The sequence below is a fragment of the Liquorilactobacillus oeni DSM 19972 genome, from assembly GCF_001436275.1.
GTDB classification, from domain to species: domain Bacteria; phylum Bacillota; class Bacilli; order Lactobacillales; family Lactobacillaceae; genus Liquorilactobacillus; species Liquorilactobacillus oeni.
This window is the reverse complement of the sequence record NZ_AZEH01000025.1, coordinates 169641-185393: the sequence shown is the minus strand read 5'-3', so window position 1 is coordinate 185393 and position 15753 is coordinate 169641. Positions and strand designations below refer to the sequence as shown.

Sequence of the window (15753 nt, the reverse complement as noted above, 5' to 3'; positions counted from 1 at the left end):
TTAGGAGGAACTGTGGGTATGAGCAAAGCAGTCTCAAAAACAAACAATAAAAGGAAGCTGAATTATGCGGATGTGATTGTTTCATTTTTAGTAGTCAGTATTATCGGGCTCATAATCGTTCCGCTGCCGGCACCTGTGTTGGATGTTTTGATCGTTGTTAATCTTACAGTTGCGATTAATATTCTTTTGATTACCTTGTTTACACGTTCAGTGCTAGAGTTTACAACATTTCCTACACTGCTGCTGCTGACAACAATGTTTAAACTGGGTTTAAATATGGCCTCTACGAGACTGATCTTGACTGAAGGCAGCGGTGGAAATGTAATTGCTGCTTTCGCTAATGTAGTAGCAGGCAGTAATTACATTGTGGGGATAATCCTCTTTGTAATAATTATGATTGTTCAGTTGGTGGTTGTAACAAATGGTGCCGGAAGGGTTTCTGAAGTTTCTGCACGTTTTACACTGGATGCGATGCCTGGAAAGCAAATGGCAATCGATTCAGATCTTAATTCGGGTTTGATTACAGAAGAAGCAGCGCGCAAAAGGCGTAAAGACTTGCAAAGAGAAGCAGATTTTTACGGTTCAATGGATGGAGCAAGCAAGTTTGTGAAGGGAGATGTCATAGCTGGGATTATTATTACCCTTGTTAACCTGATTGCCGGAACTATCATCTTCTCGACTAAAGGTGATCTGAGCATTACCGATGCGCTCTCGCAGTTTGGCAAGCTTTCGATTGGTGATGGTCTGGTAAGTGCAATTCCTTCGCTGCTGGTTTCTATTGCTTCAGGGATCATTGTGACCCGTTCTGACAACAATAGTTCTTTTGGACTAGATATCGCAAAAGATGCTGTCCGGTATCCGCAATTATTTCGAATTGTTGGAATAATTCTTTTGGTGTTATCAATTGTTCCCGGTTTCCCCTTCCTGCCATTTCTTATTATCGGTATTTTGATGTTTGGAGCAAGCATATTTGTTACTCAAAATGAGCAGAAAATAAGTATCAGACAAAAAAAGGAAGAACAAACCCTTGCTTTGCAGCGTAAGAAAAAAGAACAAGAAGAAGATGAATCGGTTTCTTCATTTCAGGTTGAACCGATCGCAATTGAAATTGGCTATGGTCTGATTCCGCTTGTTGACAGTTCCGTAGATAACAGCCTGCTGAGTCGAATAATTGCAATTCGTAAGCAGACTGCCCGTGAATTAGGCATTTTAGTTCATCCCGTCAGGATCAGGGATAACCTGTATCTCGATTCCAATGACTATTCGATCAAAATCAGGGGAAACGAAGTTGGAAAAGGGGAAATTTACCCGAATAAGTTTATGATTATCAGTCCGAATAACGAACCATTTCCCTTCAAGGGGATTCCGACAAAAGAACCAGCTTTTAATATTGATGCGATGTGGATAGACGAAAAAGATAAAGAAGCAGCCGATTTGCGCGGTTTTACAATTATTGAACCTCTAACAGTAATTGCTACTCACTTAAAAGAAATTATTTTTGGCCATGCTCCTGAACTTCTTGGCCGTCAAGAAGTAAAGAAGTTGCTGGAAGGCATTAAGGATCAAAGCAACGTAGTGATCGATGAGCTGATCCCCGATATTCTGCGTTTGGGCGAAGTTGAAAAGGTTTTGCAAAATCTGCTTGAAGAAAAAATTCCAATCAATGATCTTGCCACTATTTTGGAAACATTGGCTGATTATGGGACTGTAACTAAAGATACTGAACAGCTTACAGAGTATGTAAGACAGGCTTTAAGGAGGACAATTGCTGCTAAATATGCTGATGAAAATCACTCATTAGATGTTGTTACTGTGCATCCGCAAGTTGAGGAACTTATTATGCAGAGTATCCAAAAGACGGCAACCGGCTCGTATCCGGTACTTAAACCTGATTCAGTTAATCGGATCCTTGAGGCTGTTGGCAAGATTCAACAGGAACTGATGGTAAAAAATGTTTCGTTTGTTATCTTAACATCACCTAAAATCAGGCTTGCTTTTCGTAAACTGATCGCATTTAATTTTCAGAATCTGGCGGTGCTTTCCTTAAATGAAATTCCAAACGAGCTTGCAATCGAAACAGTCGGAAACATCAATATCTAAAATATGTGTACCTAAGTAGAAAGGCATGCAAAGGAGGCTTTTTTGTGTATGAATTGAATCTGGAAGACTCGGTTTTAAAATACCTGCCGCTCGTCGAACGTGTTGCAAACCGTATTTCTATTAAAAATACAGAATATGAATATGGTGATTTGTATAATATCGGAGTAATCGGTCTGATTGACGCTTTGCGTAAATTTGATGCTACAAAGAAGGTTCCTTTTGAAAGTTATGCAAGCATTCGAATCAAGGGCGCAATTATTGATGAAATCAGAAAACATGCCAAGATTTCACGCTATAAGATGACGGCGATAAATCAATTTTACAAAGCTAAACAGGAGCTTGAACAGCAGTTGAAACACGAAGCAACTGAAAAAGAATTGTGTGCCAAGATGGGAATTACTGTCAAACAGTTGTCTGAAATTTATGAAAATATTCATTTTTTGGCAAGCGTTTCGCTTGAAGACACACTTTTTTCGCATGAAGATGGCGGGATGGTTTTAACAGATATCCTGCCTGACAACAGTACCGAAAGCGGAGAGGAAAAGCTGCTGAGAGGGGAACAAAGGCAAGCACTGGTTTCAAGCATCAAAAGGTTGTCTGAAAGAGAACAGCTGATTTTGAGTCTTTATTATACGGAAGAAGCAACACTTAAAGAAATTGCACAGATTTTGGATATTTCGATTGCTAGGGTCTCACAGATTCACGGCAAAGTGATTTCTAAGCTCAAGGTGCTTATCAAGGAGGAACTGAAATGATACGCGGATTGGATACTTTAAGACAAAACATTGATGTTTTACTGAAAAGACAAGAAAATACCAGCAGTAATATTGCAAATGTAAATACGCCCGGTTACCAGGCAAAAAAGCTTTTTCAATCGACGCTTAAAGCAGTTCGTTTCCAAAATTATCAAGGAGGTCCAAACGTTGATCAGCGCAATGAGATTGGCGATTTTACTTTCGGCAATCAACTGGATGGAGCATCTTTAAATACGGAAAAAGGAGCGTTTAAGCAAACCGGACGGTCAACTGACTTTGCAATCGAAAACAATGGTTATTTTACGGTTCAGATGCCGAATGGAACAGCTGCCTATACCCGAAATGGCAATTTTAAGTTGAATGCACAGAACCAGTATGTGACACAAGAAGGCTATCAAGTATTGAGCAATGCTGGGAACCCAGTAACTGCCGGGCAGAATCCGGATTTTGCCGTTGTTTCCTTTAACAACCCGCAGCAGCTTGAAAATGTCGGGAATACATATTATACAACGGGACAAACTCCTATTACAGAAGTTCCACGACTTTTGAATGGGTATTTGGAACAGTCGAATGTTGCAACAGCAGATGAAATGGTTTCGCTGATTCAAACGGGCCGTGAATTTGAAGCTAATCAAAAAGTTTTAAGTACAACTAATGAAACCCTCAATAAGGCTGTTAACGAACTAGGAAAGATTTAGGAGGTAGAGCAGAGTGAACATTGACGGAATCCTATCCATCAGCAAATCGGGGCTGAATGGAATGCAGCAGAGCCTTGACAGTGTTTCAAATAACATTGCGAATGTTGATACTGTTGGATATAAAGCACGTGATACAAGCTTTAGAGAACTTTTAAACGATCAGGTTACGCAAAATGAAGTCGGTATAAGTCAAACAGCAGGTCAAATCGGTTTGGATCGCGGGTTGGAGGCTGATCAGGAGGCTATCAATGCGGCACAGGGAGCTTTGAAAAAAACCGCTTCACCGTATGACTTAGCAATTTCAGGCCAGGGTTTTTTTGGAGTATACGACCAAAATAACCAGCTTTACCTCACGCGCGCGGGTGATTTTCATCGTAACGCTGATGGGGAGCTTGTTAATGAAGCGGGCTATAGGGTAGCAGTAAATGAAACGGTACCCGAGCAGCAATGGCCAAAGGGCGACGTTAAAGTTGCAGCTGATGGAACGACCAGTATTCAAACGGGTGCTGAAGCAAGAACAGTCGGTAAGATCAATCTCTACCAGCCGCAAAACATGGAAGATCTGCGGCCGGTAGGAGATACTTTGTATCAGGTTGCAGCCGGTGGAGGACTTATTTCGAATTTGAACGGCGGAACCTTAGGAAGTATTAATCAATATGCATTAGAGAATTCAACCGTAGAGTTGGCTGGCTCGATGACAGATATGATGGTTGCACAGCGGACATACTCTTTGAATGCAAAAGTCCTTCAGTCAACAGATGACATGTTGGGAACCGTTAACCGTTTTTCGGAATAGGACGTGAAAAATAATGATCAGCCTCAGAAATGTCAGTAAAGAATTCAACAGCAAAAATATGGCGCTGACAGGAATTAATTTTGATGCGAAACAGGGCGAATTTATTTATGTAGTTGGGCCAAGCGGCGCTGGAAAATCGACGTTATTAAAACTTCTTTGCCGTGAAGAACAGCTGACTGGAGGCTCCATTATTATGGGGAATACACGGCTTGAAAAGATCAAAACGCGTTCTCTTTATAAACTGCGGCGGCAATTAGGAATTGTCTTACAAACTGATCTCTTTATTCCTTACTATTCGGTCTTTGAAAACATCAGATATTGTTTAGAGGCTGTCGGATCGGGAACGTTTGCAGATGAGAAAAGAGTCCAGGCAGTTTTGAAAGAAGTAGGAATGGCTGAATATAAAGATAGCTACCTAAACGAGCTGTCAATCGGCCAGCAAAAAAAGGTTGCAATTGCCAGAGCGATTATTAATAATCCGCCGATTATCTTGGCAGATGAACCTACAGCGAATTTGGATGCCAAGTCTGCTTTAGAGATTATGAAACTTTTCTTTAAAATAAATCGAACGAAAACGACTGTTATTATGGCAACTCACGATAGTACTATGGTCAACACAGTTCGCAGACGGGTATTGGAGCTGCAAAACGGATATTTAATACGAGATGAAGAAAATGGCGGTTTTTCAAGTATAGCAGACCCGAAAGATGTATATATCTGGTAGCTGCCATCTTAAAAATTCTTACATAATCGCCGATATGAAAGAAGTAGGATTACCATCAAAGAGCTGATTACAGTCTTATAAGAGCTTTTTTATTAAACAGTATCAGTGTTGATGGAACCTTTGAAAAATTAAACGATTTTTTATATCGGAAGGGGTAGCGATAATGTTAAAAAAGTTTTTGAAGGTATTCAAGGAACCGAGGATTCGTGTTCTCGCGCCTGCATGTATCACACTTTTGGTTTTACTGGTAACATATCTGGTTGTTATCAGCGGTGCAAGCGAGGAAGGGTTATCAGGAAAGTTTTTGATCTTTGCAGCGGTGATTTTAATATTACATGCAGCTGCTTGTGAAACGTTAGGGATCAAGGGAATGGCTCTTTCTAAAAAAGAACTTGAACAGGTTCAAAAGAGTGTAGAAACAGTTGTTTCCGGTGATATGTCGCAATTGGATGAACTTACGCCTAAAAAGACTGATGGAAAGTTGATTTTTAAGCTGAAAGACGGAATCAAGGGGTTAGTGAATGCCTTTGTGGCGGTTATCGTGGGTATAAAAAGCGAAAGCGATCGAATGAGCAAAATGGCCGAAATCTTAGCGCAGACTTCCGTAAAGTCAAATGAGTCTATTCAAAATGTCAGGGCAACAATGAATAGTATTGCGGAGGCTTCAAGTTCACAAGCAGCCGAAGCTGAACAAACCTCAGACGATATGAAAGAATTATCCAATAATATCGAGAAGATTCACGATGAAATTGAATTAATGAATGGATATGTCTCAAAAGCGGAAACATCTAATTCAAATAATTCCGAGATGATGGTCCGTGTATCGACAAATTGGGAGAAAGAACGCGGCAGTCAAGCTCAGCTTGTAGATGAGATGAACAAGATGAACAAGGATGTGCAAAGTATCGGCAATATTGTTGAACTTATTACAGATCTTTCGGAACAGACCAACCTTTTAGCTTTAAATGCATCAATTGAAGCAGCGCGTGCAGGAGAAGCTGGCAGAGGATTTGCTATTGTTGCAGAAGAAGTTCGTAGTCTTGCGGAACAAAGCGGTGATTCTACTAAAAACATTCGTGAAATTATCGAAGCAATTAAAAAGAAATCCCAGCACATGGTATCGGCCATTAATTCTTCGTATGATGACGGAGAACAGCAGACTGAAAACATCAAAAAGGCAATCGGTTCAACTAAAGATATTTCGGCTTTTGTTAAGAAGTTTCTTCGCAGCATTCAAGAAGTTGAAAAAAATATTCAAGGCGTTGTGGAAGAAAAAGATATGGTCAGCCAATCTGTCAACAACATCTCCTCAGCCATTTCAGAAACTTCAGCGGGAACACAAGAAGTTACAGCTAACATAGAGGAATTTTATGTGGGAGTAAAAGAATTTGAAAAAGATGTCAAGGAAATTGAGAGTATTACAAATATTTTGAAATTCCAAGTTGACAGTTTTAAACTTTAAGGCTCAAAGAAAGGATTAGTCTGTCATGGAACAGTATGTAGTATTTAAAAGCCACGAGCAGTTGTTCAGCCTTCCAGTCAGCATTGTAAAGAGGGTCGTTGAGGAAAAAAACTTTATTACTTTACCGGATGTGCCTGCATTTGTGCTTGGAGCGTATGAGTTTCAAGAACATTTAGTGCCGATCATTGACTTACGTGAAAAACTTTTTGGTTTAGCCACAGAAGCTGGAAGCGAGACTAAGATCATTCTTTGCAGCTGGAAAGGCCAATCTCTCGGTCTGCTTGTAGAAAGCATTGCGGGAATCTCATCTTTGACAGAAACAGATTATGAAGAAGAACTTGCAAAGGCTGATTTGAAACGTGGCTATATTGATAAGTTTTTAAAGCTCGATAAACAAGTTGTGATTGCAATTAACCTTGAGTATCTGTTTGACAATCGTCAAGAAGAAATACTGCAAAATACTTTTGCTGAATTGAATTCCCAAGAAGAAAAAGCAGTCGAAGAAGACGAAGATAAAGATAATAAAAAGGGTACAGGCAGTGATGGACCAGAATCAAAGTGAGATCAAGGTCAGTATTGCTGAATATAAGTTCGCGAAAGCTCCTTCCAGACTGATAACAGTTGGCCTAGGTTCTTGTGTGGGCACATTTATCTATGACGAACAGGCAAAAATCGGCGGACTGAGTCACATTATGCTGCCTGATAGCCGGCCTTTTGTTGACAGAGGACTGCTAAATACAGCAAAGTTTGCCGATCTGGCGTTGCCAGAGATGGTAGCTGGATTAAGAAGGCGTGTGCCTGAAGCCAACTTAAAAGCCAAAATTGCCGGCGGTGCAAATATGTTCAACTTCAGTACGCTTTCTGAAAATGGAGATGTTGGTCAACGTAATGTACGAGCCGTGGAAGAGACTTTGAGCGCATTAAAAATTCCGCTCATTGCGGAGCATGTAGGCGGGAAAAGTGGGCGGACAATGATAGCTGACTTGAATGACTTTAAAACAATGGTGCGCGTAGTTAACTGCAAGATAGTTTATATATAAGGGAGCTAGTTTTTGATGATGGACATCCTAGTAGCTGATGATTCCGCGTTTATGCGCAGAGTTATTACGAATATTCTGGCAGCTCAAAAAGATTTTAGGCTTGCAGCAGTTGCCAGAAATGGTAAAGAAGCAGTCAGCCTAGCTTCTGAGCAAGAGTTTTCACTTATCTTATTAGATGTCAGCATGCCGGTGATGGATGGATTAGAAGCGCTGATCAAGCTTAAGGAACAAACCTCTGTACCTGTGATTATGTTATCTGGTGATGATGATAGAAAGACAATTATGGAAGCATTAGCTCTGGGAGCAGTTGATTTTATCAAGAAGCCGACTAGTTTAATGAAGGTTGGTAAGAAATGGACCGAGAATTTTTGCTTAAGACTCAAAGCTGTTGTTTCGGCAGAAGAAAGCAACGAAGAACAGCTTCCACTGCAGCAGGACTTACATAATCTTGAAGATCCGCAGCCACACAATAAGTTTTCAGCAGTCGTGATCGGGGCTTCAACAGGTGGACCGGGAGTGCTGCTTAAGCTGATTGGACAGCTTCCAGAAAGGATTCAGCTTCCGATTTTTATTGTACAGCATATGCCAAAGGAGTTTACCCCTTCTTTTGCAGCCAGGATGAATCAAGAAACGAATGCAGATGTGGTTGAAGCTGCAGATGAAGAAAGAATCCTGCCTAAAGTGTACCTTTGTCCTGGAAACTATCACATGACGGTTTCAAATGGAAAAATTAAACTTGATCAGCGTCCCAAACTGCATGGTACTCGTCCAGCAGTTGATTATCTTTTTAGATCCGCAGCGGCAGTATATGGCAATCAGCTTACCGCTGTTATTCTGACGGGAATGGGTAAAGATGGAGCTTTAGGGATGAAAGAAGTAAAAAAACGCGGCGGATATACAATCGCACAAGATGAAAAGACGAGCGTAGTTTTCGGAATGCCGCGCAGTGCGATTGAAGAGGATGCTGTGGACGAGGTTTTGTCTCTGGAAATGATTGGAAGAAGACTAAGGCGAATTGTCGGGTGAAATAGATGGGATTAAATTTTGCTTTTTTTAATGACTGGGTACAAGAAAATCTGGGAATAGAACTTGATGCCTATAAAGAGCGTCAGATGCAGCGCCGAATTACCAATATTATGAATAGAGCAGGTGCGAAAACATTGGAGCAATACGCTTCTTTGCTCAAAGAAGATCGTATTGCACGGATAGCTTTTATTGAACATCTCACGATCAACGTCACGAACTTTTATCGTAATAAAGAGATTTTTGAATTATTTGAGCAGAAGATGAATGCGGAAATTTTTTCTCGCTTTGAGTTTCCTAAAATTTGGAGTGCAGCCTGTTCAACCGGAGCTGAACCGTACACGTTAGCAATGATTACTGCTAAAAAAAACTGTCCTGGAGCGCGGATTGTTGCTACAGACATTGATGAAGCAATTTTAAATAAGGCGCGTGCAGGAAGATACAGCGAATATGAAGTAAGCAACCTTGCTAAAGCTGATTTGCAGCGTTTTTTCAACAAAACAGATACCGCTTCTTTTGAAATAAAAAATGAGCTTAAACGCAGGGTAACTTTTAAACGGCATGATCTTTTAAAAGATATGTATGAACAAAATTGCCACGTTGTTGTGTGCCGCAACGTTACTATCTATTTCAAACCGAAGGCACGCGATGAGGTCTATCGCAAACTGGCTTCTGCACTTGTTCCTGGCGGCCTTCTTTTTACCGGAGCAACAGAAACAATCAATTCGGCCGCCCAGTTGGGATTAAAGAAACTGGATTCATTTATTTATCAAAAGAAGCAACAAAATGAAAGGAGTGAAATTAATGGATGATAATAGTGTATACCGTGACCTTTTCTTTGAAGAAAGCGATGATAACCTGCAGCAGTTGAATGATAACGTCTTGGAGCTGGAAAGCGAACCTGACAACATGGACCTCGTTAACGAGATATTTCGTTCAGCGCATACTCTAAAAGGAATGGCTGCAACAATGGGGTATGATGTCATGACTAAGCTGACTCATAAGATGGAGAATATGTTTGACTTCTTTAAATCAGGTAAATTAAAAGTTAACAGTGATTATATTTCACTGATTTTTAAGTGTCTGGACAAGTTATCACAATTGGTTGAGGATCTGCGTGATGAAAAAGAATTAAGTGAAGACCAGATTTCTGAGTTGCTTTCGGAACTGGCCAAAGTCGAAGAAAGTGTTAACGGCAAAAAAACAGAAAAAAACACAGGGACACAAAAAACGGTTAAAGAAGAGACACTTACAAGTGTACAAGAACACCTTGAAGAAGCTGATCTTGATGTGATCCAAAAAGCAGGGGTTGAGGGTTATCAAGCCTACAGTGTAGCAGTTCGCCTTGACAAAGAGACTTTGCTGAAAGGACCGCGCGTCTATTTGATTATGGAGAAGCTGGAACAAGAAGGAGATGTTATCCATACTGAACCAACTGTGGACCTTCTTGAAAATGGTGATTTTGAAACAGATTTCAAGCTGATTTTTCTAACAAAAGACAGCTTGGCCGAAGTTAAGCAAAACATCGACAGCAACAGTGAGATCGCCGCTTTTTCCGTTGAAGAATTTGACGAAAAGAAACATTACCAGACTGCAAAAACAGCTCCTCTGCCAAAGAAAGAACCGGAAAAAGCACAACCGGCTAAGCCTGAAAAGGCAAAGAGCAAACCACAAAAAGACAATAAAAAAACTGTTGAAAAACCTCATCATTCAAATACGCGCAATCAGTCAATCAGAGTTGATTTATCACGGCTTGATCGTTTCTTGAACCTTGTTTCCGAGCTGGTTGTTTATCGTAATCAGCTTGACGACGCAAGCAAGCGCAACAGTGAAGTAGAAGTTAAAGATTCGCTTGAACAGGTATCACGGCTGACTTCCGAATTGCAGGAACTGGTATTGAAGATCCGAATGCAGCAAGTCAGTGTCGTATTTACCCGTTTTCCGCGCATGGTGCGCGATTTGGCCCGGGATCTGAATAAAGATATGGAACTTGTAATTGAAGGTGAGGAAACTGAACTTGATAAGACGGTTGTTTCTGAACTGAGCGAACCATTGATCCACCTGCTGCGTAATTCTTCTGATCATGGAATTGAAGCTCCGGATGTCCGTGAAAAGATGGGCAAGCCGCGTAAGGGAACTATTAAGCTGTCAGCATATCAAGAGGGAAATCGGGTCAATATTACACTTGAAGATGATGGAAAGGGCCTGGATCCTCAAGTAATGAAAGAAAGTGCTGAAAGCAAGGGAATTGATACCACCAGAATGTCTGATGATGAATTGATTCACTTAATTTTTCATCCGGGTTTTTCAACTGCTAAAAAGGTGACTAATATTTCTGGACGCGGGGTTGGCTTAGATGCCGTTATGGCTAAGATCGGTGAATTAGGCGGTTCACTTGAGATGAAAACGAAATTGCATGTGGGTACCAAGTTCATCATCAAACTTCCCTTGACACTTTCCATTATCCAAGCTTTGATGGTAAAAATCGGCGAAGAAATTTTTGCAGTACCGCTTGATGTGGTTGAGCGGGTTGTGATGATTAACGATAAGGAAGACCTTATAAAAACATCCGATCAGGAAGTATATCGTTACCAAAATGAACTTATTCCGGTTGTTAGGACTGCTCAGCTTTTACAAATTCCAGATACGAAAGACACGAAGAAGTTCGCAATTATTGTTAAAAGTGATCATAGCTACCATGCAGTTTTGGTAAGTGAACTGATCGGACAGCAAGAAATAGTAATCAAAAAACTTGATTCAGTTCTGCAGGGTCTTAAAAGATATCAGGGAGCCACAATTATCGGTAACGGTGCTGTAGCACTCATCTTAGACATCAATGCAATTTGTCAGGAGAAAAAGGTAAGTCAAAAATGAAATATACGAAACTGCAGTTGGACGCCCTGAAAGAAGTCATTAATATTGGCGGCGGGCATGCGGCTACAAGTATTTCTAAACTTGTTGCAAAAAAAATTAATATGGATGTTCCCGAGGTCAGAATTTTAAGTTATCATGAATTGTACACAGAAGTTTTAGCTGACAGTGTTGAAGTTCATGCTGTTATCAGTAGGATCATCGGGAAATACGGCGGTGAGATTTTATTTGTTGTTCCGGATGGAGCATTTAATAAACTCGCAGAGTTGATGCTGGGTTCTCCCCATAATAATGAAGCATTGAAGACGTCAGCAGTCAGCGAATTGACAAATATTATTTCAAATTCTTTCTTGGGTGCAATCGGTAATCTGCTGGCGGTGCAATTGCAGTCAACTTTACCGGTTATTCAAGATGATTATTTTGGAGCAGTTATCAGCAGTGCTTATATGGCTTTAGATCAGTATGATGAGCAGATTATGGTCATTAGAAATGAATTTACCTACGCCAAAGAACGGCTTGAGATGTCGCTGTTTTTAATCCCTGAAACAGGGGTTATTGACGGGATCGTTAAATCTTTAGGAATCTGAGAGGGGATAATGAAATTGGGAAAAAAAGTTTTGATTGTTGATGATGCTGTATTTATGCGCATGAAATTGAAAGATATTCTTGAAAAAAATGGTTATGAAGTTGCAGACGAGGCTCAAAATGGGCGGGAAGCTGTTGATAAATATCAAACTACAAAGCCTGATCTGGTAACAATGGATATCACAATGCCCGATGTAGACGGAATTGAGGCGCTCAAGGGAATCAGAGCTTTCGATGGAAGTGCCAAGGTAGTGATGTGCAGTGCTATGGGGCAGCAGGAAATGGTAATGGAAGCTATCAAAGCCGGTGCAGTTGACTTTATTGTTAAGCCTTTTGATACGGAACGTGTTATCAAAGCGCTGGATAAAGCTCTTTCCTAAAAATTAAGGAGATGATAATCTATGCAGATGATTCTCTTCAAAATGAGCCAGCACTTTTACTTGATCCCTGCCGCTTCGGTGGAGGAAGTAATTGAGACGCTCAGAATTACAGAAGTGCCTTTGGCACCTAAGTGGGTCAAGGGGTTGATCAACCTCAGGGGATCTGTTCTAACAGTTGCGGGGCTTTCAGAACTGCTCGGAATTGAAGAGCCGGCTGAGAGCATGAATATTTTAGTCATGAAAAATAATGACGAACGAAAGGGGCTTTTAATTGAAGAAGTGGTGAAAGTTGTTGATGTGACACCAGATGATATTCAATTAGAAGAAACCTCAAAAAAGAAGTATTATTCAGGTATGGTGTCGGTTAAAGATAAAGTGGCAAATATTGTTGATGTGAAACAAGCGATTTTTTGATAAGTGAGGGATCTTTGTGGACCAAGTATTGACGCAAAAAGAGATTGACTCGTTGCTAAAGGCGATGGACAGCGGCGAGATCAGCCAAGAAGAAATTGAAGAAGAAAGTGAAGCTGTTAAGGTCAAAAGTTATGACTTCAGAAGGCCGACAAAGCTTTCGAAAGAGTACGTCAATACGCTGCATATGATCTTTGAAGACTTTTCAAAGGTGAGCAGCAATGCTTTTTCAACTTTGCTGCGCACCAATGCCAACTTTCAGCTTGCCTCGATAGAACAGGTCAGCTACGACGAGTTTGTGCATTCGATTCCAAGAGTTACTCTAATCGGACAGCTTCATTCCGAGCCCCTGAAAGGAGTACAGCTGCTGGAGATGAATCCGCAGCTATGCATGCTTTTAGTGGAACTGCTGTGCGGCGGTCCCGATACTAAGAACAGCATTGAAACCGACGAGATGGATAACAAGAAGGAATTTACTGAGATCGAGCTGGCTGTTTTGCAAGAAGTTGTTCAAGAATTCAGTAAAATTTTTCAAAATGTGTGGAGTGAAATTGTTAAGCTGGACACAAAAGTCGAAGGATTAAGCAGCAACCCGCAGCTGTTGCAGAATATGTCGCCTAATGAACCCGTTATTATGGTTACTTTTACTGTAAGTATTGCTGGGGTAGATACCTTTGTCAATTTGTGCATTCCGTATGTCTTTTTTGATGAAATCACTGATAAGCTGAGTTTTCGCAGCTGGTTTGATACCAGCCATGAATTTGATGCCAGCGAGGAAAAAAGGCTGCAAAAGGGAATGAATGACGTTAAACTGCAGCTAGAGGTTTTGCTGGGGGAAACACAGCTTGAATTAGCTAATTTCTTGCATCTGGAAGTGGGGGATGTTATCAAATTAGACCGCAAGATAACAGAACCATTAAATTCTTACATTGAAGGCAATCCTTTTTACAGGGTGAAACTAGGAAAGAAAAACGAACAATTAGCGGTTGAACTTATCGATAAGTTGGAGGGAGAACAAGACAATGAGTGACAGTTTATCACAAGCAGAAGTCGATGCATTGATGGCCGGCAATGCGGTAAGTAAAGATGAGGGCCAAGATAATGATAATGGCATGGACGAGAAGACTAGACAAGACATTATCGGAGAAGTCGGCAACATCTCGATGTCTCAAGCAGCAACTACGCTCTCTTCGATTCTAAATCGCAGGGTAAGTATCACGACGCCGCATGTTTCAAGAATGAAATTTGAAGAAGTTCTGTCCGCAGTCCATACGCCCAAAGTAGCGACAGTTGTTGAGTTCAAGGAAGGGCTTGCCGGCTCCAACCTGCTTTTGCTGGAAGTTAAAGATGCCGTAGTGATTGCGGATTTAATGATGGGCGGAGATGGTAATCCGAAATCAAGTGAATTCAGTGAATTGCAGTTAAGCGCGGTAGCAGAAGCAATGAACCAGATGATCGGTTCTGCTTCAACTTCAATGGCAACCATGATTAACCGAAAAGTTGATATTTTACCGCCCGCGGTAAAATTATGGGAGAATGCCTCGAACATTGAGTATAACGGGATAGTAAATGCAGAAGAAATTTATCGGATTTCATTTTCACTTTCGGTTGAAGGACTGATCGAAAGCGAGATCATGCAGATCTTTACTAAAGATATGGTCGATGATATTACAGATGCAATGCTTTCTGATAAGGCCACAGTGATCGAACGAGAAAAAGCTGTTTCTCAGCCAGAACAAAAAGAAGAAACAAAATCTGCACCAAAGACGGCTTCTGTTGATACTAAAATGATGAGTAAAGAACAAACGAAACATGTAGAAGTCAGTAAACCCGAGTTCCAGCAGCTGGAGGAAAACAAGGTTGCAGAAGGAGATAATCTTGACCTGCTTTTAGATGTACCGCTCAACTTGAGCGTAGTCTTGGGCCGCAGTGAAAAAACAATCCGTGACATTCTCTCCTTTAATTCCGGCTCAGTAGTTGAGCTGGATCGGCTAACAGATGAACCCTTAGAGATCCTGCTCAACGGAAAACCGATCGCAACTGGTGAAGTAGTTGTGATCAACGAAAACTTTGGGATTAGAATCACCAATATCCTCTCGCCAAGCCAACGAATTCATCGCCTGAAGTAAAAAGCTCCTTACTTTAATATCAAGATTCAAAAAAGTTATCCCAACCGGTTTAACTTTTTTTAATTCTGCCGATATGTAATATGTGAGACTTTTTATGAAAGGAGCGAACAAAATGAAAATCGAAGGTTATCAGGGAAGCAACGGCTATAATAACCAAATTAACAAGAAACAGCAATTTCATGAAGAAAACATTCAAGCAGCAAAAGAAACGAAGACAGCACCAAAAATCACTTTATCTGAGAATACAAAAAAAATCAGGGAAGCAGCGGATACTGAAACTGGGGTTGATCTGGAAAAGGTCAGCAAGTTAAAGGATGCTATCAAAAACGGCACCTACCAGATTTCAGCTGATAAAATTGCCGACAAGATGTTGGGCTTGAGTGATATTCAAAAGGAAGACTAGCGAATGCAAGAGACTGAATTTCAATTGCAGCTGAAAAAATTCAGCCGCATTCTTAAACAGGAAAAACAGTATTTGATCAAAGATAAAGCTGAAGAATTAATTTTACTAGTTGCTAAAAAGGAAAAGTTTGTACCGGTTCTGCAAGAGTATCAAGGAGAAATCTCGCCAGCAACACGACAGCTGCTTGTGCAGATCAAGGCTCAGCAGGAAGAAAATACACTGCTGACAAAACAGGCAATTGGCTATCAGAAAATGCTGATGACGGCGGTTAAAGCCAACCTTAAAAGTCCGGCAGGAACTTATTCCAAGAACGCAAAAGTAGCTGATTCACAGCGGACAGCAATGATCGATCGTGAAGTGTAACAAGGTAAGAGGA

General features: G+C 40.8%; 18 protein-coding genes. All 18 read left to right on the top strand.

Features of this window, described 5'->3' with window-relative positions:
- Window positions 1–18 precede the first annotated feature (18 nt).
- The 18 genes from flhA (at window position 19) to FD46_RS03615 (ending at window position 15740) form a co-directional block, all read left to right on the top strand.
- Window positions 19–2100 carry a flagellar biosynthesis protein FlhA gene (flhA, locus tag FD46_RS03700; protein WP_057895838.1) on the top strand — a complete coding sequence of 694 codons (2082 nt, stop codon included), beginning with the start codon at window positions 19–21 and terminating at the stop codon, window positions 2098–2100.
- A gap of 44 nt (window positions 2101–2144) precedes the next feature.
- Window positions 2145–2855 carry a sigma-70 family RNA polymerase sigma factor gene (locus FD46_RS03695; protein ID WP_057895837.1) on the top strand — a complete coding sequence of 237 codons (711 nt, stop codon included), beginning with the start codon at window positions 2145–2147 and terminating at the stop codon, window positions 2853–2855.
- Window positions 2852–3553, top strand: a complete 702-nt coding sequence (locus tag FD46_RS03690) for a flagellar hook-basal body protein (RefSeq protein WP_057895836.1) — start codon at window positions 2852–2854, stop codon at window positions 3551–3553. The genes FD46_RS03695 and FD46_RS03690 overlap by 4 nt, the downstream gene beginning before the upstream one ends.
- Window positions 3554–3566: 13 nt before the next feature.
- On the top strand, window positions 3567–4349 hold the full coding sequence (locus FD46_RS03685; protein ID WP_057895835.1) for a flagellar hook-basal body protein: 783 nt from the start codon (window positions 3567–3569) through the stop codon (window positions 4347–4349).
- Between the two features lie 13 nt (window positions 4350–4362).
- Window positions 4363–5073 carry a cell division ATP-binding protein FtsE gene (locus FD46_RS03680; protein WP_057895834.1) on the top strand — a complete coding sequence of 237 codons (711 nt, stop codon included), beginning with the start codon at window positions 4363–4365 and terminating at the stop codon, window positions 5071–5073.
- Between the two features lie 163 nt (window positions 5074–5236).
- Window positions 5237–6535, top strand: coding sequence for a methyl-accepting chemotaxis protein (locus tag FD46_RS03675; protein WP_057895833.1), 1299 nt, complete (start codon window positions 5237–5239; stop codon window positions 6533–6535).
- A 25-nt stretch (window positions 6536–6560) separates the two neighbouring features.
- Window positions 6561–7097 (top strand): chemotaxis protein CheW, encoded by a 537-nt coding sequence (locus FD46_RS03670; RefSeq protein ID WP_057895832.1) that lies wholly within the window; start codon window positions 6561–6563, stop codon window positions 7095–7097.
- Window positions 7078–7575: a chemotaxis protein CheD gene (locus FD46_RS03665; RefSeq protein ID WP_057895831.1), complete on the top strand. Its 498-nt coding sequence runs from the start codon at window positions 7078–7080 to the stop codon at window positions 7573–7575. The genes FD46_RS03670 and FD46_RS03665 overlap by 20 nt, the downstream gene beginning before the upstream one ends.
- Before the next feature lie 15 nt (window positions 7576–7590).
- Window positions 7591–8601: a chemotaxis-specific protein-glutamate methyltransferase CheB gene (gene cheB / locus FD46_RS03660; RefSeq protein WP_187329016.1), complete on the top strand. Its 1011-nt coding sequence runs from the start codon at window positions 7591–7593 to the stop codon at window positions 8599–8601.
- A 5-nt stretch (window positions 8602–8606) separates the two neighbouring features.
- Window positions 8607–9410, top strand: a complete 804-nt coding sequence (locus tag FD46_RS03655) for a CheR family methyltransferase (RefSeq protein ID WP_057895830.1) — start codon at window positions 8607–8609, stop codon at window positions 9408–9410.
- Window positions 9403–11472, top strand: coding sequence for a chemotaxis protein CheA (locus FD46_RS03650; RefSeq protein WP_057895829.1), 2070 nt, complete (start codon window positions 9403–9405; stop codon window positions 11470–11472). Before FD46_RS03655 ends, FD46_RS03650 begins: the two co-directional genes overlap by 8 nt.
- Complete coding sequence (locus FD46_RS03645) at window positions 11469–12056, top strand: chemotaxis protein CheC (RefSeq protein ID WP_057895828.1); 588 nt, start codon at window positions 11469–11471, stop codon at window positions 12054–12056. The genes FD46_RS03650 and FD46_RS03645 overlap by 4 nt, the downstream gene beginning before the upstream one ends.
- Before the next feature lie 15 nt (window positions 12057–12071).
- Entirely contained in the window at window positions 12072–12434 is a 363-nt protein-coding gene (locus FD46_RS03640) for a response regulator (protein ID WP_057895879.1), read from the top strand.
- A 21-nt stretch (window positions 12435–12455) separates the two neighbouring features.
- Window positions 12456–12848 carry a chemotaxis protein CheW gene (locus tag FD46_RS03635; RefSeq protein ID WP_057895827.1) on the top strand — a complete coding sequence of 131 codons (393 nt, stop codon included), beginning with the start codon at window positions 12456–12458 and terminating at the stop codon, window positions 12846–12848.
- Window positions 12849–12864: 16 nt separating this feature from the next.
- Window positions 12865–13875: a flagellar motor switch protein FliM gene (gene fliM / locus FD46_RS03630; RefSeq protein ID WP_057895826.1), complete on the top strand. Its 1011-nt coding sequence runs from the start codon at window positions 12865–12867 to the stop codon at window positions 13873–13875.
- Complete coding sequence (gene fliY, locus FD46_RS03625) at window positions 13868–14974, top strand: flagellar motor switch phosphatase FliY (RefSeq protein ID WP_057895825.1); 1107 nt, start codon at window positions 13868–13870, stop codon at window positions 14972–14974. The genes fliM and fliY overlap by 8 nt, the downstream gene beginning before the upstream one ends.
- A gap of 112 nt (window positions 14975–15086) precedes the next feature.
- Window positions 15087–15377, top strand: coding sequence for a flagellar biosynthesis anti-sigma factor FlgM (gene flgM / locus FD46_RS03620; RefSeq protein WP_057895824.1), 291 nt, complete (start codon window positions 15087–15089; stop codon window positions 15375–15377).
- A 3-nt stretch (window positions 15378–15380) separates the two neighbouring features.
- Window positions 15381–15740 (top strand): hypothetical protein, encoded by a 360-nt coding sequence (locus tag FD46_RS03615; protein ID WP_057895823.1) that lies wholly within the window; start codon window positions 15381–15383, stop codon window positions 15738–15740.
- Window positions 15741–15753 lie beyond the last annotated feature (13 nt).